The 24314-nt window shown below is 74.6% G+C and carries 19 protein-coding genes; 13 read left to right on the top strand and 6 right to left on the bottom strand.

Annotation, left to right across the window (positions count from 1 at the left end; genetic code table 11):
• Nucleotides 1–124: 124 nt before the first annotated feature.
• From OSB71_RS01950 to OSB71_RS01935, 4 genes are all read left to right on the top strand, one after another.
• Nucleotides 125–904, top strand: coding sequence for a lysophospholipid acyltransferase family protein (locus tag OSB71_RS01950; protein ID WP_265943829.1), 780 nt, complete (start codon nt 125–127; stop codon nt 902–904).
• Nucleotides 905–1380: 476 nt separating this feature from the next.
• Nucleotides 1381–2592, top strand: coding sequence for a MacS family sensor histidine kinase (gene macS / locus OSB71_RS01945; protein WP_265943467.1), 1212 nt, complete (start codon nt 1381–1383; stop codon nt 2590–2592).
• Nucleotides 2589–3290, top strand: a complete 702-nt coding sequence (locus tag OSB71_RS01940) for a response regulator (RefSeq protein ID WP_265943465.1) — start codon at nt 2589–2591, stop codon at nt 3288–3290. Before macS ends, OSB71_RS01940 begins: the two co-directional genes overlap by 4 nt.
• Nucleotides 3291–3338: 48 nt before the next feature.
• Entirely contained in the window at nt 3339–4337 is a 999-nt protein-coding gene (locus OSB71_RS01935) for an ATP-dependent 6-phosphofructokinase (RefSeq protein WP_265943463.1), read from the top strand.
• Between the two features lie 19 nt (nt 4338–4356).
• Here OSB71_RS01935 and OSB71_RS01930 read toward each other — a convergent pair whose 3' ends face one another.
• Nucleotides 4357–6273, bottom strand: coding sequence for an anthranilate synthase family protein (locus OSB71_RS01930; protein ID WP_265943461.1), 1917 nt, complete (start codon nt 6271–6273; stop codon nt 4357–4359).
• 473 nt (nt 6274–6746) lie between these two features.
• Here OSB71_RS01930 and OSB71_RS01925 point away from each other — a divergent pair, with 473 nt between their 5' ends.
• Complete coding sequence (locus tag OSB71_RS01925) at nt 6747–7892, top strand: alkaline phosphatase PhoX (RefSeq protein ID WP_265943459.1); 1146 nt, start codon at nt 6747–6749, stop codon at nt 7890–7892.
• A 48-nt stretch (nt 7893–7940) separates the two neighbouring features.
• Here the strand turns inward: OSB71_RS01925 and OSB71_RS01920 are convergent, their stop codons facing one another.
• Nucleotides 7941–8366, bottom strand: coding sequence for a VOC family protein (locus OSB71_RS01920; protein WP_265943457.1), 426 nt, complete (start codon nt 8364–8366; stop codon nt 7941–7943).
• 87 nt (nt 8367–8453) lie between these two features.
• Here OSB71_RS01920 and OSB71_RS01915 point away from each other — a divergent pair, with 87 nt between their 5' ends.
• From OSB71_RS01915 to OSB71_RS01885, 7 genes are all read left to right on the top strand, one after another.
• Entirely contained in the window at nt 8454–9044 is a 591-nt protein-coding gene (locus OSB71_RS01915; RefSeq protein WP_265943455.1) for a TetR/AcrR family transcriptional regulator, read from the top strand.
• A 609-nt stretch (nt 9045–9653) separates the two neighbouring features.
• Nucleotides 9654–10844, top strand: a complete 1191-nt coding sequence (locus OSB71_RS01910; RefSeq protein ID WP_265943453.1) for a Cmx/CmrA family chloramphenicol efflux MFS transporter — start codon at nt 9654–9656, stop codon at nt 10842–10844.
• Nucleotides 10845–11202: 358 nt separating this feature from the next.
• Nucleotides 11203–11991 (top strand): methyltransferase domain-containing protein, encoded by a 789-nt coding sequence (locus OSB71_RS01905; RefSeq protein ID WP_265943451.1) that lies wholly within the window; start codon nt 11203–11205, stop codon nt 11989–11991.
• Nucleotides 11992–12086: 95 nt separating this feature from the next.
• Nucleotides 12087–13646 (top strand): MFS transporter, encoded by a 1560-nt coding sequence (locus tag OSB71_RS01900; RefSeq protein ID WP_265943449.1) that lies wholly within the window; start codon nt 12087–12089, stop codon nt 13644–13646.
• A gap of 471 nt (nt 13647–14117) precedes the next feature.
• Nucleotides 14118–16337: an NADP-dependent isocitrate dehydrogenase gene (locus tag OSB71_RS01895; protein ID WP_265943447.1), complete on the top strand. Its 2220-nt coding sequence runs from the start codon at nt 14118–14120 to the stop codon at nt 16335–16337.
• Between the two features lie 208 nt (nt 16338–16545).
• Nucleotides 16546–17895, top strand: a complete 1350-nt coding sequence (locus tag OSB71_RS01890) for a class II 3-deoxy-7-phosphoheptulonate synthase (protein WP_265943445.1) — start codon at nt 16546–16548, stop codon at nt 17893–17895.
• Between the two features lie 164 nt (nt 17896–18059).
• On the top strand, nt 18060–18332 hold the full coding sequence (locus OSB71_RS01885; protein WP_265943443.1) for a (2Fe-2S)-binding protein: 273 nt from the start codon (nt 18060–18062) through the stop codon (nt 18330–18332).
• A gap of 24 nt (nt 18333–18356) precedes the next feature.
• Here the strand turns inward: OSB71_RS01885 and bfr are convergent, their stop codons facing one another.
• The gene (gene bfr, locus OSB71_RS01880; protein WP_265943442.1) at nt 18357–18845 is read right to left on the bottom strand and encodes a bacterioferritin; all 489 of its coding nucleotides are present in this window, start codon (nt 18843–18845) and stop codon (nt 18357–18359) included.
• Nucleotides 18846–19008: 163 nt separating this feature from the next.
• Between bfr and OSB71_RS01875 the strand changes: the two genes are divergently transcribed.
• Entirely contained in the window at nt 19009–19632 is a 624-nt protein-coding gene (locus OSB71_RS01875) for a sulfite oxidase-like oxidoreductase (RefSeq protein ID WP_265943440.1), read from the top strand.
• Between the two features lie 354 nt (nt 19633–19986).
• On the opposite strand, the gene OSB71_RS01870 is transcribed toward OSB71_RS01875, so the two are convergent.
• From OSB71_RS01870 to pknB, 3 genes are all read right to left on the bottom strand, one after another.
• On the bottom strand, nt 19987–20904 hold the full coding sequence (locus tag OSB71_RS01870; protein WP_265943438.1) for a deoxyribonuclease IV: 918 nt from the start codon (nt 20902–20904) through the stop codon (nt 19987–19989).
• Between the two features lie 47 nt (nt 20905–20951).
• Nucleotides 20952–21815, bottom strand: a complete 864-nt coding sequence (locus OSB71_RS01865; RefSeq protein ID WP_265943436.1) for a transglycosylase SLT domain-containing protein — start codon at nt 21813–21815, stop codon at nt 20952–20954.
• A 540-nt stretch (nt 21816–22355) separates the two neighbouring features.
• Nucleotides 22356–24287, bottom strand: coding sequence for a Stk1 family PASTA domain-containing Ser/Thr kinase (pknB, locus tag OSB71_RS01860; protein ID WP_265943434.1), 1932 nt, complete (start codon nt 24285–24287; stop codon nt 22356–22358).
• Nucleotides 24288–24314: the final 27 nt, after the last annotated feature.

The following is a 24314-nucleotide window of genomic DNA, read 5'->3' as shown; positions in this document are numbered from 1 at the left end:
GGCACGCGAGGAGTGGGTCCTGTCACCCTACGCGCGTGCGGCGGCACCGGGTAGCCCGGTACGCCCGCCGGGCGGGGCGCCGTGGCGGGATATGGTTCTCGACGTCGACACAGGAGGTTCCGGGGTGCTGTACGGCGCGATGAAGGTCTCGGTCGGCGGGACGCTGAAGCTCGCCTTCCGTCCGTGGGTGGAAGGCATCGAGCACGTCCCGGCCGCGGGGCCGGCGATCCTGGCCAGCAACCACCTGTCCTTCTCCGACTCCTTCTTCCTGCCCGCCGTGCTGGACCGCAAGGTCACCTTCGTGGCCAAGGCGGAGTACTTCACCACCCCGGGAATCAAGGGCCGGTTGACGGCCGCGTTCTTCAAGGGCGTCGGCCAGCTCCCGGTGGACCGCTCCGGCACGCGCGGCGCCGCCGAGGCCGCCATCAACAGCGGCATCCGGGTGCTGGAGGAGGGCGGCCTGTTCGGCATCTACCCCGAGGGCACGCGCTCCCCGGACGGGCGCCTCTACCGGGGCAAACCCGGCGGGCTGGCCCGCATCGCCCTGGCCACCGGGGCGCCGGTGATCCCCGTCGCGATGATCGACACGGAGAAGATCCAGCCGCCGGGCAAGGTGGTGCCCAAGCTCATGCGCCCCGGCATCCGCATCGGGCGCCCGCTGGACTTCAGCCGCTACCAGGGCATGGACGGCGACCGGTTCATCCAGCGTTCGCTGACCGACGAGGTCATGTACGAGATCATGAAGCTGTCCGGCCAGGAGTACGTCGACATCTACGCCACCGCCGCCAAACGGCAGATCGCGGAGGCGGAGAAGGCCGAGAAGGCGGCGGAGAAGGCGGCCAGGGACGCGGCCAGGGCCGCCGCGAGGGAGCAGGACGACCAGACGGGCGGCCAGGCCGCCTGACCGCGGTACCTCCGGGGGGAGCGACGATGACCAGTACGCACGACGGGCCCCGCCCGAGCACGGCGCGTTCTCCCGACGGCCCGCACGACCCCCCGCCGGCCCCCGGCGCCGCGTCCGACGGCCCCCCGCCCGTGGGACACGGACCCGGCGGCGTCCCGTCCGGGGGGCTCGCACCCGGCCGCGCTCAGTCCGGCGGCGTTCCGCCCGGGGACCGCCCGCCTGGCGGCTCGGTGTCCGGTGGCCGTGCGCCTGGCGGCTCGGTGTCCGGTGAACGCGTGCCCTCCGCCAAGGTTCCCGCGTCCGCCGTGCCCGCGCCCGGTGGGCCTGAGGCCCTCGTCCCGGCGTCCGGTGGGCCGGTGGCCGGGACCTCCGCGCCGGGCGGCCTCGACTCCGCCGTGACCGCGCCCGGCTCCCGGGGCGTGGGGGCCGTCGCGGGGTGGCGGGGACGGCTCGCGGGGCGGTTCCGGGTGACGCGGATGTCCGTCGAGCAGCCGCTGTGGCGGGCGCTCGCCGGGTACCGGGTGCTCACGGCCGCCTACGCCGTCGGCGTCTTCGGCTACCACGCCGACGCATACGACCGGGACGCGCTGGGCGCCGCCTACCTCGCCGTCCTCGCGGTGTGGACGCTGGCCACCCTGCCCCGCGTCTCCTCGGCCGCGCGCTGCACCCCGCGCTTCCTGGCCGCCGACCTCACCCTCGCGCTGACCGGCATCCTCATCTCGCCGCTCGCCGACACCGCCTCCGTGGTGCGCCCGACGCTGCCCTCCATCTGGGTGGCCGGGGCCGTGCTGGCGTTCGCCATCAAGGGCGGCTGGCGGTGGGCCGCTGCCGCGTCCCTGGTCATCGGCGCCGCCAACCTCGTCGAGCGCGGCGCGCTGAGCCGGGACACGGTCCACAACATCCTGCTCGTGACCGTCGCGAGCATCGGCATCGGCTACGTCGTGGAGGTGGCCCGCAGTTCGGAGCGGGCGCTGGCCGAGGCGCTGCGCATCGAGGCCGCCACCCGGGAGCGGGAGCGGCTGGCGCGCGACATCCACGACAGCGTGCTCCAGGTGCTGGCCATGGTGCAGCGGCGCGGCTCCGCGCTGGGCGGCGAGGCGGCGGAGCTGGGCCGGATGGCGGGCGAGCAGGAGGTGGCGCTGCGCGCGCTCGTCTCCAGCGGCATCGGCGTCCGCGGCGGTGCCGCCGCGGCGGGCGCGGAGCCCCCGGCCCGGCCCGCGCGCGGTGGGGCCGACGGGGGCGCGCCCGGCCCACCCGACCTGCCCGGCCTCTCCGACCAGGCCGGTGCGGACGCCGGTGCCCCGGTGGACCTGCGGCCGCTGCTGGCCCTGCACGCGGACGGCCGGGTCACCGTGTCCGAGCCCGGCGCACCGGTGCCGCTGCCGCCCGGCGCGGCCCGCAGCGTCGCCCAGGCGGTGGGCGCGGCCCTGGACAACGTGCGCCGCCACGCCGGGGCGTCGGCCCGGGCCTGGATTCTGCTGGAGGACGAGCCCGACGCGGTCCTGGTGACGGTGCGGGACGACGGCCCCGGCATCCCGGCGGGTCGGCTGGAGGCGGCGGAGGCCGAGGGCCGCCTCGGTGTGTCACTGTCGATCCGCGGCAGGCTGCGCGAGCTCGGCGGCAGCGCGGAGATCGTCTCGATTCCCGGTCAGGGTACGGAGGTTGAGCTGAAGGTGCCGAAGCGATGACGGAGACCGCCGACGCCGCCGGGGAGCCCGGCGTCCGGGTGATGGTGGTCGACGACCACCCCATGTGGCGCGACGCCGTGGCCCGCGACCTGGCGGCGGCCGGGTTCGAGGTGGTGGCCACCGCGGGGGACGGGTCGCAGGCGGTGCGCCGTGCCGAGGCCGCGCGCCCCGACGTGCTCGTGCTCGACCTCAACCTGCCGGAGCTGCCCGGCGTGGAGGTGTGCCGGCGGCTGGTGCGCGAGGACTCGGCAATGCGCGTGCTGGTGCTCTCCGCGAGCGGCGAGCACGCCGACGTGCTGGAGGCCGTCAAGTCCGGGGCCACCGGCTACCTGGTGAAGTCGGCCGGTCCCGGGGAGCTGATCGACGCGGTGCGCCGCACGGCAGCGGGGGACCCGGTGTTCACGCCCGGGCTGGCGGGGCTGGTCCTCGGGGAGTACCGGCGGCTGGCCGGCGAGGCCCGGACGGCCGACGCCCCGCGCGAGGCGGGCCGGCCGGAGGCGCCGCACCTGACGGAGCGGGAGACGGAGGTGCTGCGCCTGGTCGCGAAGGGGCTGTCGTACAAGCAGATCGCCGAGCGGCTGGTGATCAGCCACCGCACGGTGCAGAACCACGTGCAGAACACCCTCGGCAAGCTCCAGTTGCACAACCGCGTCGAGCTGGTGCGGTACGCGATCGAGACGGGTCTGGACGAGGGCTGAGCGACGGTAGCCTAGCGTCTGCCCGAAACGTGACAGGAGGGACGAACCATGCGCGTCGGAGTGCTGACCGGCGGCAGTGACTGCCCCGGCCTCAACGCGGTCATCCGCGCCGTCGTCCGCAAGGGCGTGCAGAGTTACGGCGACACCTTCACCGGCTTCCGCGACGGCTGGCGCGGCGTGCTGGAGGACGACGCCACGGAGCTGGACATCCCGCAGGTGCGCGGCACGCTCCCGCGCGGCGGCACGGTGCTCGGCTCCTCCCGCACCGACCCGCTGGCCGAGGCCGACGGTCCGGCCCGGGTGCGCGCCACGCTCGCCGCGCGCGGGCTGGACGGACTCGTCGTCATCGGCGGCGTCCACACGCTGACGGCCGCCGCCTCCCTCGCGGACGAGCACGGCATCCCCTGCGTCGGCGTACCGAAGACCATCGACAACGACATCGCCGGGACCGACTACACCGTCGGCTTCGACACCGCCGTCACCGTGGCCACCGAGACCATCGACCGCCTGCACACCACCGCCGAGTCCCACAAACGGGTGCTCGTCGTGGAGGTGATGGGCCGCAACAGCGGCTGGATCGCGGTGCACGCCGGGCTCGCCGGGGGCGCCAACGGCGTCCTGATCCCCGAGCGCCCCTTCGACCTGGACCGGGTCTGCGGGTGGGTGCGCTCCCGGTTCGGCGCCAGCTACGCCCCCATCGTCGTCGTCGCCGACAACGCCCGCCCCGCCGGCACCGAGGTGCGGCTGGGCGGGCTGTCGGGCATCGGGGAGTGGCTGGGCCGGGAGATCGAGCGGCGCACCGGCCACGAGGCCCGCGCCACCATGCTCGGCCACATCCAGCGCGGCGGCACCCCCACCCCGTTCGACCGCTGGCTGGCCACCCGGTTCGGGCTGCACGCCATCGACGCGGTGCACGCGGGGGCGTGGGGCCGCATGGTCGCGCTCCGCGGCACCGACGTCGTCCGCGTGCCTCTGGCCGACGCCCTCGCCACGCCGAAGACCGTCGACCCGGCCCGCTACGCCGAGAACGAGGTGTTCTTCGGGTAGCCCCCGCGCCGCCGCCGCGTCACGGCGCGGCCCGCGGCCCCCGGGCGGGCGCGCCCGCGCCCGCGAGCAGGTCGGCGACGAGCGCCGCCCCGTCCAGGGTGAGCACCGACTCCGGGTGGAACTGGACGCCGGCGAAGCCGGGGCCGCGCAGGGCGTGGACGTCGCCCGTGGCCGCGTCCCGGGCCAGTTCGACGCCGTCCAGGGCCAGCCGGGCGGCGGTCGCGTCCGTGCAGCGGGCGGTGAAGGAGTTGTAGAAGCCGACGGTGTGCGCCCGGCCGAAGAGGTCGACGCGCTCCTGGGCGCCCTGGTACGGCCGCTCCTTGCGCACCAGCGGCAACCCCAGCTCGGCCGCGAGGAGTTCGTGGCCCAGGCACACGCCCAGCAGGCCGCCGCGGTGGCCGCGCAGCAGTCCGGCCGCCAGCGCGCGCAGGGCCCGCATCCTGGGGTCGCGGGTCGTGCGCGGGTCGCCGGGGCCCGGCCCGAGCACGACCGGGCCCGGGTGGGCCGCCGCCGCCGCGGGCAGCCCCGGCTCGTCGTAGCGGCGCACCGTGACGTCGAGCCCGGTGGAGCGCAGCACGTGGGCCAGCATCGCGGTGAAGCCGTCCTCGCCGTCCACCACGAGGGCCCGGCCGCGCACGGGGCCGCGCTCACGCGGTGCGCGCAGCCGCAGCCAGAAGGGGGCGAGGCCCGCGCGGCGGGCGTCCAGCGCGGCGCGGACGCGGGGGTCGGCGGCGAGAGCGGGCCGCCGGGCGGGTGCGCCCGGGCCGGCCGGGCGCACCCCGAGCGCGGTGAGGACGGCGGCCGCCTTGGCGTGCGTCTCGGCGACCTCGCCGGCCGGGTCGGAGTCGCGCACCAGCGTGGCGCCGACCGGCACGCGGAGGCGGCCGTCGGCCGCGTCGATGTCGGCGGTGCGGATGAGGATGGGGGAGTCCAGGGTCTGCGCGCCGCCCGCGTCCCGGCCCAGCAGGGCCAGCGCGCCCGCGTAGTAGCCACGGCCGCCGTCCTCGTGGCGCCGGATGACGCGGCAGGCGTTCTCCAGCGGACTGCCGGTGACCGTCGCCGCGAACATCGTCGCGCGCAGCACCTCGCGCGCGTCCAGCGTGGTGCGCCCGCGCAGTTCGTACTCGGTGTGCGCGAGGTGGGCCATCTCCTTCAGCCGGGGGCCGACGACCACACCGCCCATGTCCCCGACGGCGCACATCATCTTCAGCTCCTCGTCGACGACCATCGACAGCTCGGCCGTCTCCTTGGCGTCGCCGAGGAAGTCCAGCAGGCCCTCGGCGCCCGGCCCCTCGGGCGGGTAGCGGTAGGTGCCGCTGATCGGGTTCATCACCACCGTGCCCCCGCTCATCCGCACGTGCGCCTCCGGGCTCGCGCCGACGAGCGTGCGGCGTCCGGTGTGCACGACGAACGTCCAGTACGCGCCGCGCTCCCCGGTCAGCAGGCGCCGGAAGAGCGCCAGGCCGTCGCGCGGCGCGTAGCCCTCGACCGTGCCCCGGAAGACCCGCCGGACGACGAAGTTGGCCCCCTCCCCGGCGCCGATCTCGTCCGCGACGACGCGGCGCACGACGTCCGCGTAGGCGGCGTCGTCCACGTCGAACGCGCCTTCGGTGACCGCCACGGCATGGCCGGGGAGCGCCGCCACCACCTCCGCGACGGGCAGCTCGTGCCGCTCGTGCGGGAGCAGCACCGTCAGCGGCGTGCCGTCGTCGGTGACGTCGAAGCCGCGCTCGCGCAACTGCCGGAACGGCACCAGCGCGAGCGCGCCGAGCCCGCCGCCGTCGGGGAGCTGCGCCAGGTGTTCGACGTCGCGCACGGAGCCGACGAGCACCTCCACGACGTCGTGGTCGCGCCCCGGGGCGCGGCGGCGCAGCAGGGCGAAGGGCGGAGCGTCGGGGGCGAGCAGGGCGTCGAGGACGCCGGGGGAGCGGGGCACGGTGTTCTTCCTTCCGTCTTGCCGAGGATGCCGGAGAGGAAGCGGCCCGCCGGGGGCGTACACGCCGAAGGCCGCCTCTCGGGCGGCCTTCGCGTGGGTGGGTCGGGGTACGCGCGTCAGTGGGCCGCCGAAGGAGCGGTCCACCACCAGGAGCCGGCGTGCGGCTGCGCGAACATGGCCGGAACTCTACCCCCCGCCGCCGCCCGCCGCACGGAGCGTGTGCCGGGGGACGCGGTGCGCGCCGCGCGTCTTGTGCCGTGCTCTCGTGCCGTGCTCTCGCGCCGTGCGACGCCCCGCGTGGCGCCCGCCGTGCCCGTGCGCGGGGGCAGGGGCCGGGGCCGGGGCCGGGGCCGAGCGTCCGGCCCGTCCGGTCCCGGGGCAACGTTCGCCGGAAGTTCGCCTCCTCCCTCTGTACGGCGCGCGCCGGGTGCGGGACGTTGACGGGCGTCGTCGTCTACACCGGGGAGTAACTTATGGAGCGTCGTACCTTCCTCCGCGCGGCCTCGGCCGGGGCGGGCGCCGCCGCCCTGTCGGGCGTGCTCTGGCAGAACGCGGCCGCCGCCTCGACCCGGGCGCTGCCCGGCGCCGGTCCCTACGGCCCGCTCAGAGCCCCCGACGCGAGCGGCCTGGCGCTGCCGGAGGGCTTCACCGGCCGCGTCGTCGCCCGCTCCGGCCGCCCGGTCGGCGGCATCCTGTGGCACGGTGCCCCCGACGGGGGTGCCTGCTTCCCCGACGGCGACGGCTGGATCTACGTCTCCAACAGCGAACTGCCGCTCATCGGCGGCGTCTGCGCGATCCGCTTCCGCGCCGACGGCTCCGTGGACCGGGCCTACCGCACCCTGTCGGGCACCATGCTCAACTGCGCGGGCGGCGCCACGCCGTGGCACACCTGGCTCTCCTGCGAGGAGGCCTTCCGCGGCCGGGTCTACGAGACCGACCCCTACGGCCGCCGCGAGGCCGTCGCCCGGCCCGCCATGGGCCGCTTCAAGCACGAGGCCGCCGCCTGCGACACCGAGCGCCGCGTCGTCTACCTCACCGAGGACGAGTCCGACGGGTGCTTCTACCGCTTCACGCCCGACGAGTGGGGCGACCTGGCCGACGGCCGCCTCGACGTCCTGTGCCGCGCCGCCGACGGCGGCGTCGACTGGCGCCCGGTGCCCGAGCCGGAGGCCTCGCTGTTCGGCCCGCAGACCCGGCGCCAGGTGCCCGAGGCCCTGCACTTCGACGGCGGCGAGGGCTGCCACTACCACGACGGCGTGTGCTACTTCACCACCAAGGGCGACGGCCGGGTGTGGGCCTACGACGCCCGTCGCCAGACGCTCGGCCTCACTTACGACGGCGGCGGCAGCCTCGACGGCGTCGACAACGTCACCGGCACCGCGGGCGGCGACCTCTACGTGGCCGAGGACGGCGGCAACATGGAGATCAACATCATCACGCCCGACGGCGTGGTGGCGCCGGTCGTCCGCGTCGACGGCCACCCCGAGTCCGAGATCACGGGCCCGGCCTTCTCCCCGGACGGGACCCGGCTGTACTTCTCCTCCCAGCGCGGCGCCTCCGGCTTCGTCGCGGGCACCGACGGCGTCACCTACGAGGTGCGCGGCCCGTTCCGCCGGTAGCCCCCGGGCCCCGGGCCGGCCGCGCGCCCGTGCGGCCGGCCCGCCGCGTCATCCGGTGTAGTTCCCGGCGTACTCGGCCGTGGGCTCGACCGGGGCGATGACGTCGACGAGCACCCCGCCGGGGTCGGCCACGATGAAGTGCCGCTGCCCGAAGTCCTCGGTGCGCAGCTCCAGTTCCGGCTTCAGGCCGCCGCGCACGACGAGCCGCTCCCACTCGGCGTCGACGTCGGTCACCTCGAAGTTCAGCAGCAGGCCGCGCACCGGCTCCCGGTAGGCGGCGGGCAGCGTCGGGTGGGTGCGGTCCAGCAGCGCCAGCTCGTGGGGGCGTGCCGGGTCCGCCCGGCGCAGGCTGACGTACCAGTCGGCCTCGAACGTCACCTCGAACCCCAGCAGCCGGGTGTAGAAGTCGCGCGACTGCGCCACGCGGTCGGTGCACAGCACCGGGTACATGCTGGTCAGCTTCGTCATCGTCATCGTGGGAACCCCTTTCACATACCGTCGGTATGTGAAGTTACGCTAGGGGCATACCGCTGGTAGGTCAATCGGAGGGACGGGCGCGGCATGGCGGGCAGGACGCGGGCGGAGCAGCGGGCGGAGAGCCGGCGCGCGCTGCTGGCCGAGAGCAGGCGGCTGTTCGCCGACGCGGGCTACGGACAGGTCGCGCTCGCGGAGATCGTGCAGCGCGCCGGGCTGACCAAGGGCGCGCTCTACCACCACTTCACCGGCAAGGCCGACCTCTTCCGCGCCGTGCTCGAAGAGGTGCAGCTCGACGTCGCCCGCGAGGTCGCCCGGGCGGCGGACGCCCACGACGATCCGTGGGACCAGCTCGTCGCGGGGTGCACGGCGTTCCTGCGCGCGAGCACGGCGCCGGGCGTGCAGCGCGTCATGCTGGTCGACGGGCCGGCCGTCCTGGGCTGGGCCCAGTGGCGCGCGCTGGACGAGGCCGCGTCCGTGCGCCACCTGAGCGAAGCGCTGACCGCGCTCGTCGACGCGGGCGAGCTGCCCGCGCAGCCCGTCGCCCCGCTCACCCACCTCCTCTCCGGGGCCATGAACGAGGCCGCCCTGTGGCTGGCGGCCACGGACGACCCGGACGCGCTCCCGGCGACCGTCCGCGCCCTGACCCGCATGCTGGAGGCCCTCCGCACGCGGTGAGCGGGCCGCGCCGCGTCGCCCTCGTGCCGCGCGTCGCGCCCGTGCGGTGTCGCCCTCGTGCCGTGCGTCGCGCCCGCGTCGCGCGTCGTTCCCCGCGCCGCTCCGCGCTCCGTCTCGTCGACGGAGCGTCAGCCCTGCGGCCCGGCGTCCGTGGTCCCCGAGGCGGCGGTCCGTCGCGCGGGCCCGGCCGGCGGCGCTCGTGTGGGCCGCCCGACGCCCGGGCGGGGTGGTCCTCTTGACCCGCCCTCACCTTCGACGGGCCCGCGGCGACGGGCCGGGCGCCGCGTTCCAGCATCGGCAACAAGAGTTGTGCGTACGGCATTCGGCGGACCACTCTGCGGGCCGAAGGCGACCACCGCGACCCCGGCGCTGGCCGCCGAGCCGTCCGCGCCGAACGTCCACGCCGAAACCGTCCGTGCCGAGCGCGGGGGGCGACGGGGGCCGTCCGCCGGTGCGTGACGCGTCCCCTCCCGTCCCACTGTTCAGGAGCCCGAAGATGCGTTCACCCGTCCAGCGCGCGGCGCCGGTGGAGCCGCCGGCCGCCCCGGTGCCCGGCCACGCCCCCACGCGCCCGCTCGTGCGTCACTCCCAGGTCGGTGGGGGCGTCCGATGACCGCCCCCACCGCGCAGGAGACGGTTCCGGTCCGCAGGGGGCTGCCACGGGCCGTCTACCTGCTCGCGTTCAACCTGTTCGCCATGGGCAGCGCGGAGTTCCTGCTCGCCGGGGTCCTGCCGGCCATCGCCGACGACCTGCAGATCTCCCTGTCCGCCGCCGGTGCGCTGATCTCGGCCTTCGCCATCGGCGTGGTCGTCGGCGGGCCGCCCCTGGCCGTGCTGACGCTGCGCTGGCCCCGGCGGACGACCCTGGTGGTGACGCAGGCCGTCTTCGCCGCCTCGGTGGTGCTCGGCCTGGTCACCGACGACTACGGCGTGCTCCTGGCCACCCGGTTCCTCTGCGGCCTGGCCTACGCGGGCTACTGGGCGGTCGCCGCCGTGACCGCGATCAGCCTGGTGCCGCCGGACCGGACCGCCCGCGCCTCGGGCGTGGTCGTCAGCGGGCTCAGCCTCGCGATGATCGGTGGCGGTCCGGCCAGCGCGCTGCTCAGCCACTTCACCGGCTGGCGCGGCGGCTTCTGGGCCGTCGCGGTCCTCACCGTCCTCGGCGCGGTGCTCACCCTGGCCGCCGTCCCCGAGACCAGGTCGGACCAGGAGCCCAGCGTGCGGCGCGAACTGAGCACGATGCGCCGGCCCGGGCTGTGGGTGGTCTACGCGGCCACCCTGCTGAGCACCGCCGCGTACATGCTCACGTACAACTACCTGGCGGCGTTCCTGACGGACGTGACGCGGCTGCCGGAGGTGTGGGTGCCCGCGGTCCTCACCCTGTTCGGCGTCGGCGCGTTCGCCGGCCTCTCCGTCGGCGGCCGGATATCCGACAAGCGGCCCCTGTCCGCGTTCGTGGCCGGGGCGCTCGGCATCGCGGCCTCCTCCGTGCTGCTCGCCGCGCTCGCCGGGCACGCGCTGTTCGTCATCCCCCTCGTGCTGGTACTCGGCGTCATGGCGTTCCTGCTCAACCCGGCCATCTACGGGCGGGTGTTCACCATCGCCGCGCAGGCGCCCACGCTCGCCGGGGCCACCACCGTCTCGGCGTTCCAGCTCGGCATCAGCATCGTGCCCGCGCTCGCCGGTGTCGCCCTGCACGCCGACGCCGGTCTGCGCTCGCTGCCGTGGATCGGTGCCGGACTGGCCCTGCTCGCGATCCCGGCCATGCTCGTGGACCGCCGGCTCGGCCGCCGGGGGTGACCTCCTGCGCACGGGTGCGCTCACCAGGGTGCTCGGGGCTCTGTTGCCGTTTCCGGGACAACGTTTGACCATGAACTCCGGCCCCTGCGAATATTCTGCACGACCGAACTTGTGCCGTTTTGGGTGTTTTCGTTCGCGTTGAGGTGTGATGTGCCGTGCGGAACCCTCCGTGCGGCCGGAACGGCGTTCGGTCGCGCTGGGTGGTGGTGTGCGGCCTGGTGGTCGCGGTGGTGAGCGGGTCTGGAACAGCGGCGAGCGGCCGCTGGTGGATGCCGGCTGACGTGGCCGGCGTCCCCCGGTGCCGGCGTGACGGTGTCCCAGGCGGACGGATACGCAGGTTGCCGTGACGGGAGGGCGTATGGACAACGAGCTCGGCTACGCACTGGGGTGTTGGGCCCTGTCGCGGGTCGACGGCCCGGGCGTCGTGCCCCGGACGACGTTCTCGCTGCTGGACCGGGAGTGGGACCTCCTTCCGGGGGTGTGGCCCCCGTACCACGATCAGGGCACGGCCCTGTTCTCCTCCTGGCTGCCCTACGCGGAGGGCTGCCGCTTCCTGGAGATGGGCTGCGGCGCGGGCGTCACCTCGGTGATCGCGGCGCAGCGCGGCTGCGGGCCGGTGGTGGCCGTGGACGTCGTTCCCTCGGCCGTGGAGAACGCCCGGCGCAACGCCGCCCGTCACGGGGTCGCGGACCGGGTGACCGCCCTGGCCGGCGACCTCTTCGCTCCCCTGGAGGCGGCCGACACGTTCGACCTCGTCTTCTGGAACGCCCCCTTCATCGAGGCGCCCGAAGACCGGTCGTGCGAGCGGGAGCTGGAGCGGGCGATCTTCGATCCCGGCTATGCGCTGCAGCGCCGGTTCTTCCGGGAGGTCCAGCGCCACCTGGCGCCGGGCGGGCGCGTCTACCTCGGCACCAGCGAGGCGATGGGCAACCCGCGCAAGACGCTCGCCTCGGCGCTGGCGGCGGGGTTCGAAGGCCGCAGGTACCGCACGGAGTCGGTCGTCTTACCCGCGGGGGAGGACATCGGCGCCGCGCCGCGGGCCGGAGCCTCCCCCACCGCCGCTCCCGCGTCCACCGCCACGGCCGCCCCCGCCGGGGACGGCGTGGTGGAGATGGACTTCACGCTGTACGAGTTCCGGCGGTGCTGAGGATGCGGCCCCGTCCGGAACGTCAGCCCCCCGCCTCCCTCGCGTGACCGTGCGATCGGTCTTTCCGTTTCAGTAGTGATCTGAGGAGTTGTTCGATGACGACCGAAGCCGTCCCCAAGGCAGGTGTGCGCGAGTGGATCGGGCTGGCCACGCTCACCGCGCCGGCCCTCCTGATCGGGCTGGACTTCACCGTCTTGCACCTGGTGCTGCCGCACCTCGCCACGGAGCTGCGGCCGAGCAGCGTCGAGACGCTGTGGATCGTGGACATCTACGGGTTCGTGATCGCCGGCATGCTGGTCCCGATGGGCGCACTCGGTGACCGGATCGGCCGCCGGAAACTGCTGCTCGTCGGCAGCGTCCTGTTCGCCCTGGCCTCCGCGCTGACGGCCTACTCCACCAGTCCGGAGATGGTGATCGCGACCCGGGCGCTGCTGGGGCTCACGGGCGCCACCCTGTTGCCCTCCACACTCTCCCTCGTCACGAACATGTTCCTCGACGAGAACCAGCGGCGGCTTGCGATCGCCGTGTGGAGCACCGCCTTCAGCGTCGGCAACGCCGCCGGGCCAGTGGTCGGCGGGGCGATGCTGGAGCACTTCTGGTGGGGTTCGGTGTTCCTGCTCGCGCTGCCGGTGATGGCGCTGCTGCTGGTGCTGGGTCCGATCGTGGTGCCGGAGTACCGGGACACCGAGGCCACCGGCAAGATCGACATGACCAGCGTCGGGCTGCTCATGGCCTCGCTGATCACGATCGTCTACGGCATCAAGGAGATCGCCAGCGGCGGCTCCGTCCTGGTGGCCGTGGCCATGGTGGTGGTGGGCCTGGCCGTCGGCTTCCTCTTCCTGCGCCGTCAGCGGTGGCTGCCGGACCCGCTGCTGGACCTGGCGCTCTTCGCCCGCCGCCGGTTCAGCGTCTCCCTCGGCGCCCTGGTGATGCCGCTGTTCACCCTGGCGGCCTTCCAGTTCTTCCTGATGCAGTACCTGCAGCTCGTGCTCGGCCTGTCCCCGCTGCGGGCCGGGCTGTGGACGCTGCCGGGCATGCTCGCCGGCGTCGTCGGCGCGCTGCTGGGTCCGGCCTTCACCAAGGTCTTCACCCCGCCCCAGGTCATCACCGCCGGCCTCAGCCTGGCGGCGGGCAGCCTCGCGGTCGCGGTGTGGGCGGTGCAGAGCCTGGTGCCGACCGTGCTCACCTTCGTCGTGATGAACCTGGCGATCAACATCGTGTGGGCGCTCAGCTACGACCAGATCCTCGGCGCCGCACCCCCGGAACGGGCGGGCACCGCGTCCGGTGTCGCCGAGACCGGCAACGAGCTGGGCATCGCCCTGGGTGTGGCGCTGGCGGGCAGCCTCGGCGCCGCCGTCTACAGCGCCGCGGTCGCCGACTCCCTGCCGTCGGAGGTGTCCGAGCAGGACGCCCAGACGGCCGACACCCTCGCCGGCGCCGTCTCGCTGGCGGAGCAACTGCCCGCGGACCTGGCCGCCAAGGTGCTCGACGTCTCCCGGGACGCCTTCACCTACGGCATGCAGCTCACCTCCGGCGTGCTGGCGCTGATGCTGGCCGGGATGGCCCTCCTCGTCGGCCTGATGCTGCGCGAGCGGCCCGGGGACGAGGACGTGGCCGAGAAGAGCGACGCCGCGGCGGACGAGCCCGCTCACTGAGCGCGTCCGCGCGGGGGCCGGGCGGCGGTGACGCGGCCGCCCGGCCCTCCGGCGTGCCCGGAGGCACCCCGCGGCGCGCCCGGGTCCGGCGCCCGGTGCGCGCCCGCCGAGGTGCCCGCGCACCGGACGCCGCGCACCGGGTCGCACGGCGGCCGGTGCGCGGCGCGGCCCGGGCGCGGCCGGGGAGGAGGCGGGCCGGGGCCCCAGGCACGCGCTGCCGCACGGCGCCGCGCCCCGGGTGCGGACGGACGGGCCGCCCGGGGCCCGAAGGCGTGCGGCGGAACCCGGGGGCGCGTGTCGGCCGGGCCCCGCGCGGCCGCCCGCGGGACGCCGGGGCGGCACCGGCGGCGCGCCGCGCGGGGCCGTGCGGGCGGCGCTCGCGCCGGGACCGGGACGCGGCTTCGACGCGGACCGGTGCGCGAGATATCTTGATGTCGAGCAATGTTGCAGATGCGGAGCGGAGAGCACCCGGTGACAGACTCGACCATCATCTACACGCACACCGACGAGGCCCCGGCCCTGGCGACGTACTCGCTGCTGCCGGTGGTCCAGGCGTACGCCGCGACGGCCGGGGTCCGGGTGGAGACCCGCGACATCTCGCTCGCGGGCCGGATCATCGCGAGTTTCCCCGAGCGCCTGAAGGAAGAGCAGCGCATCGAGGACGCGCTCGCCGCCCTCGGCGAGCTGGCGCAGACCCCGCGGGCGAACATCATCAAGCTGCCGAACATCTCGGCGTCCATCCCGCAGCTCAAGGCCGCCATCGCGGAGCTGCAGGAGCAGGGCTACGCGCTGCCCGACTACCCGGACGACCCGAAGACCGACGAGGAGCGCGACGTCCGCGCCCGCTACGACAAGGTCAAGGGCAGCGCCGTCAACCCGGTGCTGCGCGAGGGCAACAGCGACCGCCGCGCGCCGGCGTCGGTGAAGAACTACGCCAAGGCCCACCCGCACCGCATGGGCGCCTGGTCGGCCGACTCCCGGACCAACGTCGCGCACATGAGCGGCGACGACTTCCGCTCCACGGAGAAGTCCGCGGTCATCGGCGAGGCCGGGTCCCTGCGCATCGAGCTGCACGGCGACGACGGCACGACGACGGTGCTGCGCGAGTCGGTGCCCGTCCAGGCGGGCGAGATCGTCGACGCCGCCGTGATGCGCGTCGCCGTCCTGCGGGAGTTCCTGAAGGAGCAGGTCGCGCGCGCCAAGGCCGAGGGCGTGCTGTTCTCGGTGCACCTGAAGGCCACGATGATGAAGGTCTCCGACCCGATCATCTTCGGCCACGTGGTGCGCGCCTTCTTCCCCAAGACGTTCGCCGCGTACGGCCAGGCGCTGGCCGCCGCCGGGCTCACCCCCAACGACGGCCTCGGCGGCATCCTCAAGGGCCTGGACGCCCTGCCCGAAGGCCAGAAGATCAAGGAGTCCTTCGAGGCCGAGCTGGCCGAGGGCCCGGAGCTGGCGATGGTGGACTCCGACCGGGGCATCACCAACCTGCACGTGCCCAGCGACGTGATCGTGGACGCCTCCATGCCCGCGATGATCCGCACCTCCGGCCACATGTGGGGTCCGGACGGCGAGGAGCACGACGCGCTCGCGGTGATCCCCGACAGCAGCTACGCGGGGATCTACCAGGTCGTCATCGACGACTGCCGCGCCAACGGCGCCTACGACCCCGCCACCATGGGCTCGGTGCCCAACGTCGGCCTCATGGCGCAGAAGGCCGAGGAGTACGGCAGCCACGACAAGACCTTCGAGATCCCGGCCACCGGCACCGTCCGCGTCACCGACGAGACGGGCGCCTGCGTGCTGGAGCACGCGGTCGGCGAGGGCGACATCTGGCGCATGTGCCAGACCAAGGACGTCCCCGTCCAGGACTGGGTCAAGCTCGCCGTCACCCGCGCCCGCGCCACGGGGGACCCGGCCGTCTTCTGGCTGGACGAGGACCGCGCGCACGACGCCAACCTGATCGAGAAGGTCCGGCGGTACCTGCCGCAGCACGACACCGAGGGGCTGCGCATCGAGATCATGAAGCCGGTCGACGCGATCGCCTTCTCCCTGGAGCGCATCCGCCGCGGCGAGAACACCATCTCCGTCACCGGCAACGTGCTGCGCGACTACCTCACCGACCTGTTCCCGATCCTGGAGCTGGGCACCAGCGCCAAGATGCTCTCGGTGGTGCCGCTCATCAACGGCGGCGGCCTGTTCGAGACGGGTGCGGGCGGCTCGGCGCCCAAGCACGTGCAGCAGCTCGTCAAGGAGAACTACCTGCGCTGGGACAGCCTGGGTGAGTTCCTGGCCCTGGCCGTCAGCTTCGAGCACCTGGCCCAGAGCACGGACAACGCCCGCGCGCAGATCCTCGCCGACACCCTCGACCGCGCGACGGCGACGTTCCTCCACGAGAACAAGTCGCCCAGCCGCAGGCTCGGCGGCATCGACAACCGCGGCAGCCACTTCTACCTCGCCCTGTACTGGGCGCAGGAGCTGGCCCGCCAGCAGGAGGACGCCCAGCTCGCCGAGGCGTTCGCCTCGCTCGCCCGGACGCTGGCCGAGCAGGAGCAGACCATCGTCGACGAGCTCGTCGCGGTGCAGGGCGCCCCGGCCGACATCGGCGGCTACTACCAGCCGGACGACGCCAAGGCCTCGGCGGTCATGCGCCCGTCCGCCACGCTGAACCAGGCCCTGGCCACGCTCGGCTGACCCCGGGTGCCGGTCCGGGGCGAGACCCGGACCGGCCACCGCGCCGGCGCGTCCCGCCGCCCCGGCAGGCCCACCGGCCTGCCGGGGCGGAGGCGCGCTCGGCCCGGCGCCCGCGACCGCCTCCGGGAGCGTGGGGAGCGTGAGGCGGGCGCGTCTCACTAACCGGGCACGGGGCGGGGCGCCACCCGGCACGCCGTAGTCTGGTGCCGTGACCGTGAACGCTGAGAGCAGCACCCCCGCCGCCACCTGGCGAGCCCTTCCCGCGGCGCAGCAGCCTGACTACCCGGACCAGAAGGCTCTGCGCGACGTGATCGCCGAGCTGGAGTCGTATCCCCCGCTGGTCTTCGCCGGCGAGTGCGACCAGCTCAGGGAGCGGATGGGTGCCGTCGCGCGCGGCGAGGCGTTCCTGCTCCAAGGGGGCGACTGCGCCGAGGCGTTCGACGCGGTCTCCGCCGAGCACATCCGCAACAAGCTCAAGACGCTGCTGCAGATGGGCGCGGTGCTGACCTACGCGGGTTCGGTGCCGGTGGTCAAGGTCGGCCGCATCGCCGGCCAGTACAGCAAGCCGCGCTCCAAGCCGACGGAGACGCGCGACGGCGTGACGCTGCCCACCTACCGGGGCGACTCGGTCAACGGGTTCGAGTTCACCGCCGAGGCGCGCACCCCGGACCCGCAGCGGCTCAAGCGCATGTACCAGGCGTCGGCCTCCACGCTGAACCTGGTGCGCGCCTTCACCACCGGCGGTTACGCGGATCTGCGGCAGGTGCACGCCTGGAACCAGGACTTCGTGAAGAACTCGCCCTCGGGGCAGCGCTACGAGTCGGTGGCCCGCGAGATCGACCGCGCGATGAACTTCATGCACGCCTGCGGGGTGGACCCGGAGGAGTTCCGCACCGTGGAGTTCTTCTCCTCGCACGAGGCGCTGCTGCTCGACTACGAGAGCGCCCTCACCCGCGTCGACTCCCGGACGGGGAAGCTGTACGACGTCTCCGCGCACATGGTCTGGATCGGTGAGCGCACCCGCCAGCTCGACGGCGCGCACATCGAGTTCGCCTCGCGCATCCACAACCCCATCGGCGTCAAGCTCGGGCCGACGACGACGCCCGAGGAGGCGCTCACCCTCGTCGAGCGGCTGGACCCGGAGCGCGAGCCGGGCCGGCTGACGTTCATCACCCGCATGGGCGCGGACCGCATCCGCGACAAGCTGCCGACGCTGGTGGAGAAGGTGGCCGCCTCCGGCGCCCAGGTGGCGTGGGTCTCGGACCCGATGCACGGCAACACCTTCGAGGCCGCCTCCGGCCACAAGACCCGCCGCTTCGACGACGTCCTGGACGAGGTCAAGGGCTTCTTCGAGGTGCACAAGGCCCTGGGCACCCACCCCGGCGGCATCCACATGGAGCTGACCGGCGACGACGTCACCGAGTGCGTGGGCGGCGGCGACGAGATCTTCGTCGACGACCTGCACCAGCGCTACGAGACGGCCTGCGACCCCCGGCTTAACCGCAGCCAGTCGCTGGACCTGGCGTTCCTCGTCGCGGAGATGTACCGGCACCAGTGACCGGTCGGTCCCGCGCCCCGGGGCACGGGGCGCGGGATTACTGGGCACGGCACGGTGGGGCGTGGGTCACAGCGATCCGCGCCCCCCGGACTTTCGCGGGCTCCGCAGGGACGGTAAGGTTAGGTTTACCTTATTGATCTAGGCCGCTGTGCGGAGGTGAACGCGTGTACGTCTGCTCGTGCTTCGGAGTCACGGAGCAGCAAGTGCGCGACCACGCGGACGCCGGGGCGTGCACGCCCCGGCAGATCGCCTCCGCCTGCAAGGCGGGCACCGACTGCGGGTCCTGCGTCCGCCGCATCCAGGGCATCCTGGGCCGCGGCGCGTGCCCGCGCCGGGAGCGCGTGGAGCGGGGCGTCCCGGCGCTCGCCGCGGACACCCCGCCGGCCGCCGCGCTGGCGTCCGCCGCCGCGCCGCGGCCCGTCACCGAGGCGGCCTGACCGCCGCCGTGCCGCGCGGCGGGCTCAGCCCTCGTGCGGGGAGGACTGTTCGATCTGCTGGGCGATGTAGAGCGCCTCGCCGATCTTCTCGATCAGCTCGAGCTGGGTGTCCAGGTAGTCGATGTGGTGCTCCTCGTCCGCGAGGATGTCCTCGAAGATGTTGGCCGAGGTGACGTCGCCCTTGGCGCGCATCACGTCGATGCCGCGGCGCAGCCGGTCGATGGCCTCCACCTCGATCTGGCGGTCGGCCTGGAACATCTCGGTGACCGACTGGCCCACGCGGACGTGGAAGAGCCGCTGGTAGTTGGGCAGCGCCTCCAGGAACAGGATGCGGTCGGTCAGCCGCTCCGCGTGCTTCATCTCGTCGAACGACTCCGCCCGCGTGTAGGCGGCCAGCTTCGTCCAGCCCTTGTGCTCCTGCATCTTGGCGTGCAGGAAGTACTGGTTGATCGCCGTCAGCTCGGCGGTGAGCTGCTCGTTGAGGAACTCGATGACCTCGGGGTCGCCCTGCATGGCAGCGGGCTCCTTCCAGCGCGATGATCGGCAGGTGGTGCGCCGCATCCTCGCACCGCGCGGGGGTTGCGTCCAGTAAGTGAAGGCTTACCGAATTGCCCCGTTCCGGGGGTGTGTCGGGGGTGTGGTCAGGGGGACGGGGCGGGTCTGTCACCATGGAGACATGGGTCAGCCCGAGAGCCGCGCAGCGGAGAACGCAGAGCTCCCACCGGGCCAGCGGCTCCAGCGCGGCTGGCCGGTCACCCACTACGGCCCGGTGCCGAAGTTCCGCTCCGAGCGCTGGGAGTTCCGCGTCTTCGGCGCCACCGCCGACGGGGACAAGCGCTGCTGGACGCACGAGGAGTTCTCCGCGCTGCCGTACGAGACCGTCACGGCCGACCTGCACTGCGTCACGAAGTTCAGCATGCTCGGCGTCGAGTGGGGCGGGGTCCGGGCGAGCACGCTCACGGACCTGGCGCCGCCCGCGCCGGAGGTCACCCACGTGATGGTGTGGGCCGAGTACGGCTACAGCGCCAACCTGCGCCTGGCCGACTTCACCGCCGAGCAGACCCTCTTCGCCACCCACCGCGCCGGTGAGCTGCTCACCGCCGAGCACGGCTTCCCCGTCCGGCTGGTCGTGCCGCACCTGTACGCCTGGAAGGGGCCGAAGTGGGTGCGCGGGGTGGAGTACATGACCGCCGACCGGCGCGGCTTCTGGGAGGAGCGCGGCTACCACAACCTCGGCGACCCCTGGCACGAGCAGCGCTACTCCTATCAGGAGGAGCCCGGCGACGGCCCGGAGCTGTGACCCCGGCGGTGGCCCCGGCCCCGGCGGCGCGGGAGCCCGGTGGCGGGCGCTGAGCCTGGCGTGACCGGGCCGCGTCAGTTCGGTGGCGGGCCGGGGGCCGTGCCGGAGCCCGGTGCTCCCGAACGCGTCGCCACCTGAAAAGGCGCCGCCGCCCCGACCCGGGGCCGAAGGCGACCGGCGCGGTCCGCGCCGGCGGGCTGACCGAGCCACACTCCCCGGGCAGCGGGGCCACCGACGCCCGCTCCCGTGCACCGACGCCGTCGGTGGCCGGGCAGGCGGGCCGGTGGCCCCGGGACCGGGTCCCGGGGCGGCGCCACGTCGGTCCCGGCCCGGGGCGGTCCGTCGGCGGAGGGGTCAGGCGGTGTCCCGGAGCCCTTGCAGGCGCGCGACGTCGGCCGCGTGGCCCCCGGTGCCGCCGGGTGTCTCGATCACCAGGGGCACGCCCTCGGTCGCCGGGTGGGCGAACAGCTCCCGGAAGGGCTCGGCGCCGATGTGGCCCGCGCCGATGTTCTCGTGCCGGTCCTTGTGCGCCCCGGCGACGTCCTTGGAGTCGTTGGCGTGGACGAGCCGCAGCCGGCCGGGGCCGACGACCTCGACCAACTCGTCCAGCAGCGCCTTCATGCCGCCCGGTGCGGCCAGGTCGTGCCCGGCGGCGAACGCGTGGCAGGTGTCCAGGCACACGCCCAGCCGCGGGTGCCGGCCGAGGACGTCGACGTAGGGGCCGAGGTCGGCGGCGAGCGAGCACAGCGACGCCCCCTGGCCGGCCGTGGGCTCCAGCAGCAGCCAGGGGTCGTCCTCGTCGGTGAGCTCGGCCAGCAGCGGCCGGAGCCGGTCGCCGACCTGCTCCAAGGCCACCGCGCGGTCCCGGCCGCCGGTCGCGGAGCCGGTGTGTACGACGACGCCGTGCGCGCCGATGGCCCGGCCCCGGCGCAGCGAGTGCCGCAGCGACTCCACCGAGCGCTCCGCGGTCGCCGGGGTGTGCGAGCCGAAGTTGATGAGGTAGGGGGCGTGTACGTAGGCGGGGAGGCCCTCGGCCGCGCAGGCGGCGCGGAACTCCGCGTCCTGGCGCGGGTTGCCCGGGGGCGTCGCCCAGCCGCGCGGGTTGGCGACGAAGACCTGTACGGCCTCGGCGCCGAGCTCGCGGGCGTAGGCCAGCCCCGCGGTGGCCAGGCCCCCGGCCACGGGGACGTGGGCGCCGACGGGGTTGCGCGCGCGGCGCCCGGGGGAACCGGGCGCCGCGCGGTGCTGCTGCTGTCGCTGGGGAGTGCTCACCCGACCCAGGATCTCAGGACGGGTGCGCCGCTTCGCCCAGGGAGTGCTCAGTACGCGCTCCACACGTTGTCGATCGAGCCGTAGCGGTCGGCGGCGTAGTTGCAGGCCGCGACGATGTTGGCGACCGGGTCCCACTGGCTCTTCTCGGTGCCCTCGACGTGGTAGGCGTCGAACGTCGGCTTGATCACCTGGAGCAGCCCGATGGAGGGCACGCCGTTGCGGGCGTTGACGTCCCAGTCGTTGATCGCGTTCGGGTCACCGCTGGACTCCCGCATGATGTTCCACTTGATGCGGTCGTACGTGCCGGGGATGTCGTGCTCGTCCATGATGGCCATGGCCTCACGAATCCAGCCGTCCAGGTTGTTCGGGTACTGCTGGGGTGCCTCGGCGGCCTTGGGTGCCTGCTCGGGCGCCTGCTGGGGGGCGGCCTCGCGCTTGCTGCGGTCGGCGGCCCGCGCCTCGCGCTCGCGCTCGGCCTTGGCCTCGGCGGCCTGCTTGGCGTCGGCGGCCCGCTCGGCGGCCTGCTCCTGCTGCTCCTGGACGTCGCCGAGCTGGCCGTGCAGGCCCTCGGAGAGCACCGCGCTGTTGGCGGGGCCGTCGGCGACGACCCGGTTCTCGTCGGCGGAGCTGGTGGTCGGCACCAGGGTCAGGGCGACCGCGGCGGCGGCCGCGCCGGATATGACGGCGGCGGAGTGGCGCTGGTCGCGGGTGAGGTTGCGCGCGAAGGCGGGAACGTCACGCAGGTGTCGGGGGGTCTCGCGCAGGTGGCCGGGCACCTGGCGGAGCTGGCCGGGAACGGCCTTGAGGTTGGTCTGCAGCTCCCGGAGGTAGCCGGGGAGCTCGTTGCGGAGGTGCTCCGGGGCCATGCGGAGCTCGGTCGAAATCTTGGATTCCGGCTTGATGCTGGGCATGCGGGTCGAACCTCTTCCAGATCGCTGATGGTCGCAGGCCTGAGCGGCGCGGAGCCGTTCACGTCCACGGCGCCATGCGACGTGAAGAATTGTTAGCGATCGGAAATCGCCCTGGCAACGGTGTGACCTACTACGGAGCTTCGTGGAGGCTTCCCCCGTCCGCCGGGGGTCTGGGCCGCCGGAATGGGGGACATGTCCACTAATCCCGGTCGTACGTGACGTGGCTCCTATGCCTGGGATCACAGCCCGAGGGGCCGCGCGCCACGTAGGGACATTGCATTCGCACGCCCTGTGAACGCCGATCGCCGGGTCTGGCGGGGCCGCACCCGGCCCGGCGGGCGCCGCCATCCGGGGCCGGTCGGGGCTGCCCGGGGCCGGAGGGGCCGCCCGGAGCCGCGCCGCACGCCGGGGCGGGGCCGTGCGCGCCCCGCGTGCCGTGCGCCGGGCGGCCTTCCACCCGCGCGGTGGTGCGGGGGAGAAAGGGAGAAGGGGAGAGCGGGAGGGGCCCCGGTGGGGCCGCCCGGGCCCGTGGGGCCCGGGTCAGCGGACCCAGACGGTGACCTCGGAGCCCTTGGGCGCGCGACCGCCGCCGTCCACGGACTGGTTGAAGACCTCGCCCGTGATGAAGATGCGCCGCACGGTCACCTCGAAGCCCGCCGCCCGGAGCGCCTCGACGGCCGACTCCTCGTCCTGCCCGACGACGTCGGGCACGGTCACCATCTCCGGGCCCTTGGAGAGCGTCAGGGTCACCGTGTCCCCGCGCGCCACCGTCTCGCCCGCGGCGGGCGACTGGGACACGACCGTCCCGGGCTCCTGGTCGGAGTGGACGCGCTCGTCGGCGACGCGCACCTCGACCCCGGCCTCCTCCAGCACCGTGCGGGCGTCCCCCCGGTCCGCGCCGGTGACGTCGGGCACGTCGACGGGCCGCCCCTTGGAGACGGTCAGCTCCACCCCGGTGCCGGGGCGGCGCTCGGTGCCGGCCGGCGGGTCGGTGCCGATCACGGCGCCGCGCTCGACGGTGTCGTCGAACGCGCGGGTGACCGCCGTCGGCTCCAGCCCCGCGCCGGTCAGCCGCTCGCGGGCCTCGGCCAGCGGCACGCCCGCCACGTCCGGGACGGCCACCACCTCCGGCCCCCGCGACACCGTGATCGTCACCGTGCCGTTGCCCCGCACCCGGGCGCCGGGCTCCGGGTCGCTGCTGATCACCAGGCCCTCTTCCACGGTGGAGCTGTGCGCGCGCTCCACCCGCACCCGCAGGCCCGCCTCGGCGAGCGTCTGCTCCGCCTGCGCCTGCGGCACCCGCAGCACGGCCGGCGTGCGGGTGAACTGGCCGGAGTTGATGTACCAGACGCCCGCCCCCACGCCGAGGAGCAGTATGAGCACCAGGCCGACGAGGACGGCGGGCGAGCGGCGGCCCCGGCCGCTCCGGCCCCGCCCGCGCCCGTCCCGCCCGTCGCCGGGTGGCGGCGCGGCGTCCGGGGCGGGCACCGGGGGGAGCACGGTGGTGCGGTCCAGGTCGTCCGCGGTGCGCACCGGGTGCGCGGGGTCGCGCGGCAGCACGGCCGTCGCGGCGTGGTCGGGGTCCTCGGGCAGCGCCCGGGGCGGGGTGTGGTCCAGCTCCGCCTCGCTCAGCGCCGCCCGGGCGCTCCGCAGCTCGGCGAGCATCACCGCCGCGTCCGCGGGCCGCGCGGCGCGCTCGCGCGCCGCGCCCCGCGCCACCAGCGCGTCCAGGGCCGGGGACAGGCCCGGTGCGGCGGCCGACGGCGGCGGTACGTCCTCCCGCAGATGCTGGTAGAGGACCTGTGCCGGGGTGGTGCCCGCGTGCGGCTTGGCGCCGGTGAGCATCTCGTAGAGCATCACGCCGCAGGCGTAGACGTCGGCCGCGGTCTCGGTCACGCCGTGCTCGATGTGCTCGGGCGCGAGGTAGGAGACGGTGCCCATGACGGAGGTCGTGGACAGCGACGTCTGCGCGTCCACCGCCCGGACCAGGCCGAAGTCGGCGACCTTCACCCGGCCGTCGTCGCCGATGAGCACGTTCTCCGGCTTCACGTCCCGGTGCACCAGGCCCGCCCGGTGCGCGGCGCCGAGTCCGGCCAGCACGGGTTCGAGGATGTCCAGCGCCGCGCGGGGCTGGAGCGCCCCGCGGCGCGTGAGCACGTCGCGCAGCGTGCACCCGGCGACGTGCTCCATGGCCAGGTAGACGTACGCGCTGTCCTTGCCCTGGTCGTAGACGCTCACCACGTTCGGGTGGTCCAGCCGCGCCACGGCCTTCGCCTCGCGGATGAAGCGCTCCACGAACGAGGCGTCGTGCGCGAGGGAGGGGTGCATCACCTTCAGGGCGAGCACGCGGTCCAGCCGGGTGTCCACGGCCCGGTAGACCGTCGCCATGCCGCCGACCGCGATCCGCGCCTCCACGCGGTACCGGCCGTCCAGCACGTGCCCGATCACCGGGTCCTGAAGGGTCGTGTCCACGGGGCGAGTCTACGAGCCACCGCACCC

Source organism: Streptomyces marinisediminis, from assembly GCF_026262575.1.
Taxonomy (GTDB): domain Bacteria; phylum Actinomycetota; class Actinomycetes; order Streptomycetales; family Streptomycetaceae; genus Streptomyces; species Streptomyces marinisediminis.
Note: the sequence above shows the minus strand (reverse complement) of the source record. Positions and strands in the feature narration are given on the sequence as shown.

Bases quoted from the DNA above. Each gene is read 5' to 3' on its own strand.
- OSB71_RS01910 (WP_265943453.1), top strand. From the start codon at position 9,654: ATGACCGCCCCCACCGCGCAGGAGACGGTTCCGGTCCGCAGGGGGCTG.
- OSB71_RS01865 (WP_265943436.1), bottom strand. From the start codon at position 21,815: ATGCCCAGCATCAAGCCGGAATCCAAGATTTCGACCGAGCTCCGCATG.
- bfr (WP_265943442.1), bottom strand. From the start codon at position 18,845: ATGCAGGGCGACCCCGAGGTCATCGAGTTCCTCAACGAGCAGCTCACC.
- OSB71_RS01900 (WP_265943449.1), top strand. From the start codon at position 12,087: ATGACGACCGAAGCCGTCCCCAAGGCAGGTGTGCGCGAGTGGATCGGG.
- OSB71_RS01905 (WP_265943451.1), top strand. From the start codon at position 11,203: ATGGACAACGAGCTCGGCTACGCACTGGGGTGTTGGGCCCTGTCGCGG.
- OSB71_RS01940 (WP_265943465.1), top strand. From the start codon at position 2,589: ATGACGGAGACCGCCGACGCCGCCGGGGAGCCCGGCGTCCGGGTGATG.
- OSB71_RS01925 (WP_265943459.1), top strand. From the start codon at position 6,747: ATGGAGCGTCGTACCTTCCTCCGCGCGGCCTCGGCCGGGGCGGGCGCC.
- OSB71_RS01875 (WP_265943440.1), top strand. From the start codon at position 19,009: ATGGGTCAGCCCGAGAGCCGCGCAGCGGAGAACGCAGAGCTCCCACCG.
- OSB71_RS01935 (WP_265943463.1), top strand. From the start codon at position 3,339: ATGCGCGTCGGAGTGCTGACCGGCGGCAGTGACTGCCCCGGCCTCAAC.
- OSB71_RS01915 (WP_265943455.1), top strand. From the start codon at position 8,454: ATGGCGGGCAGGACGCGGGCGGAGCAGCGGGCGGAGAGCCGGCGCGCG.
- macS (WP_265943467.1), top strand. From the start codon at position 1,381: ATGTCCGTCGAGCAGCCGCTGTGGCGGGCGCTCGCCGGGTACCGGGTG.
- OSB71_RS01920 (WP_265943457.1), bottom strand. From the start codon at position 8,366: ATGACGATGACGAAGCTGACCAGCATGTACCCGGTGCTGTGCACCGAC.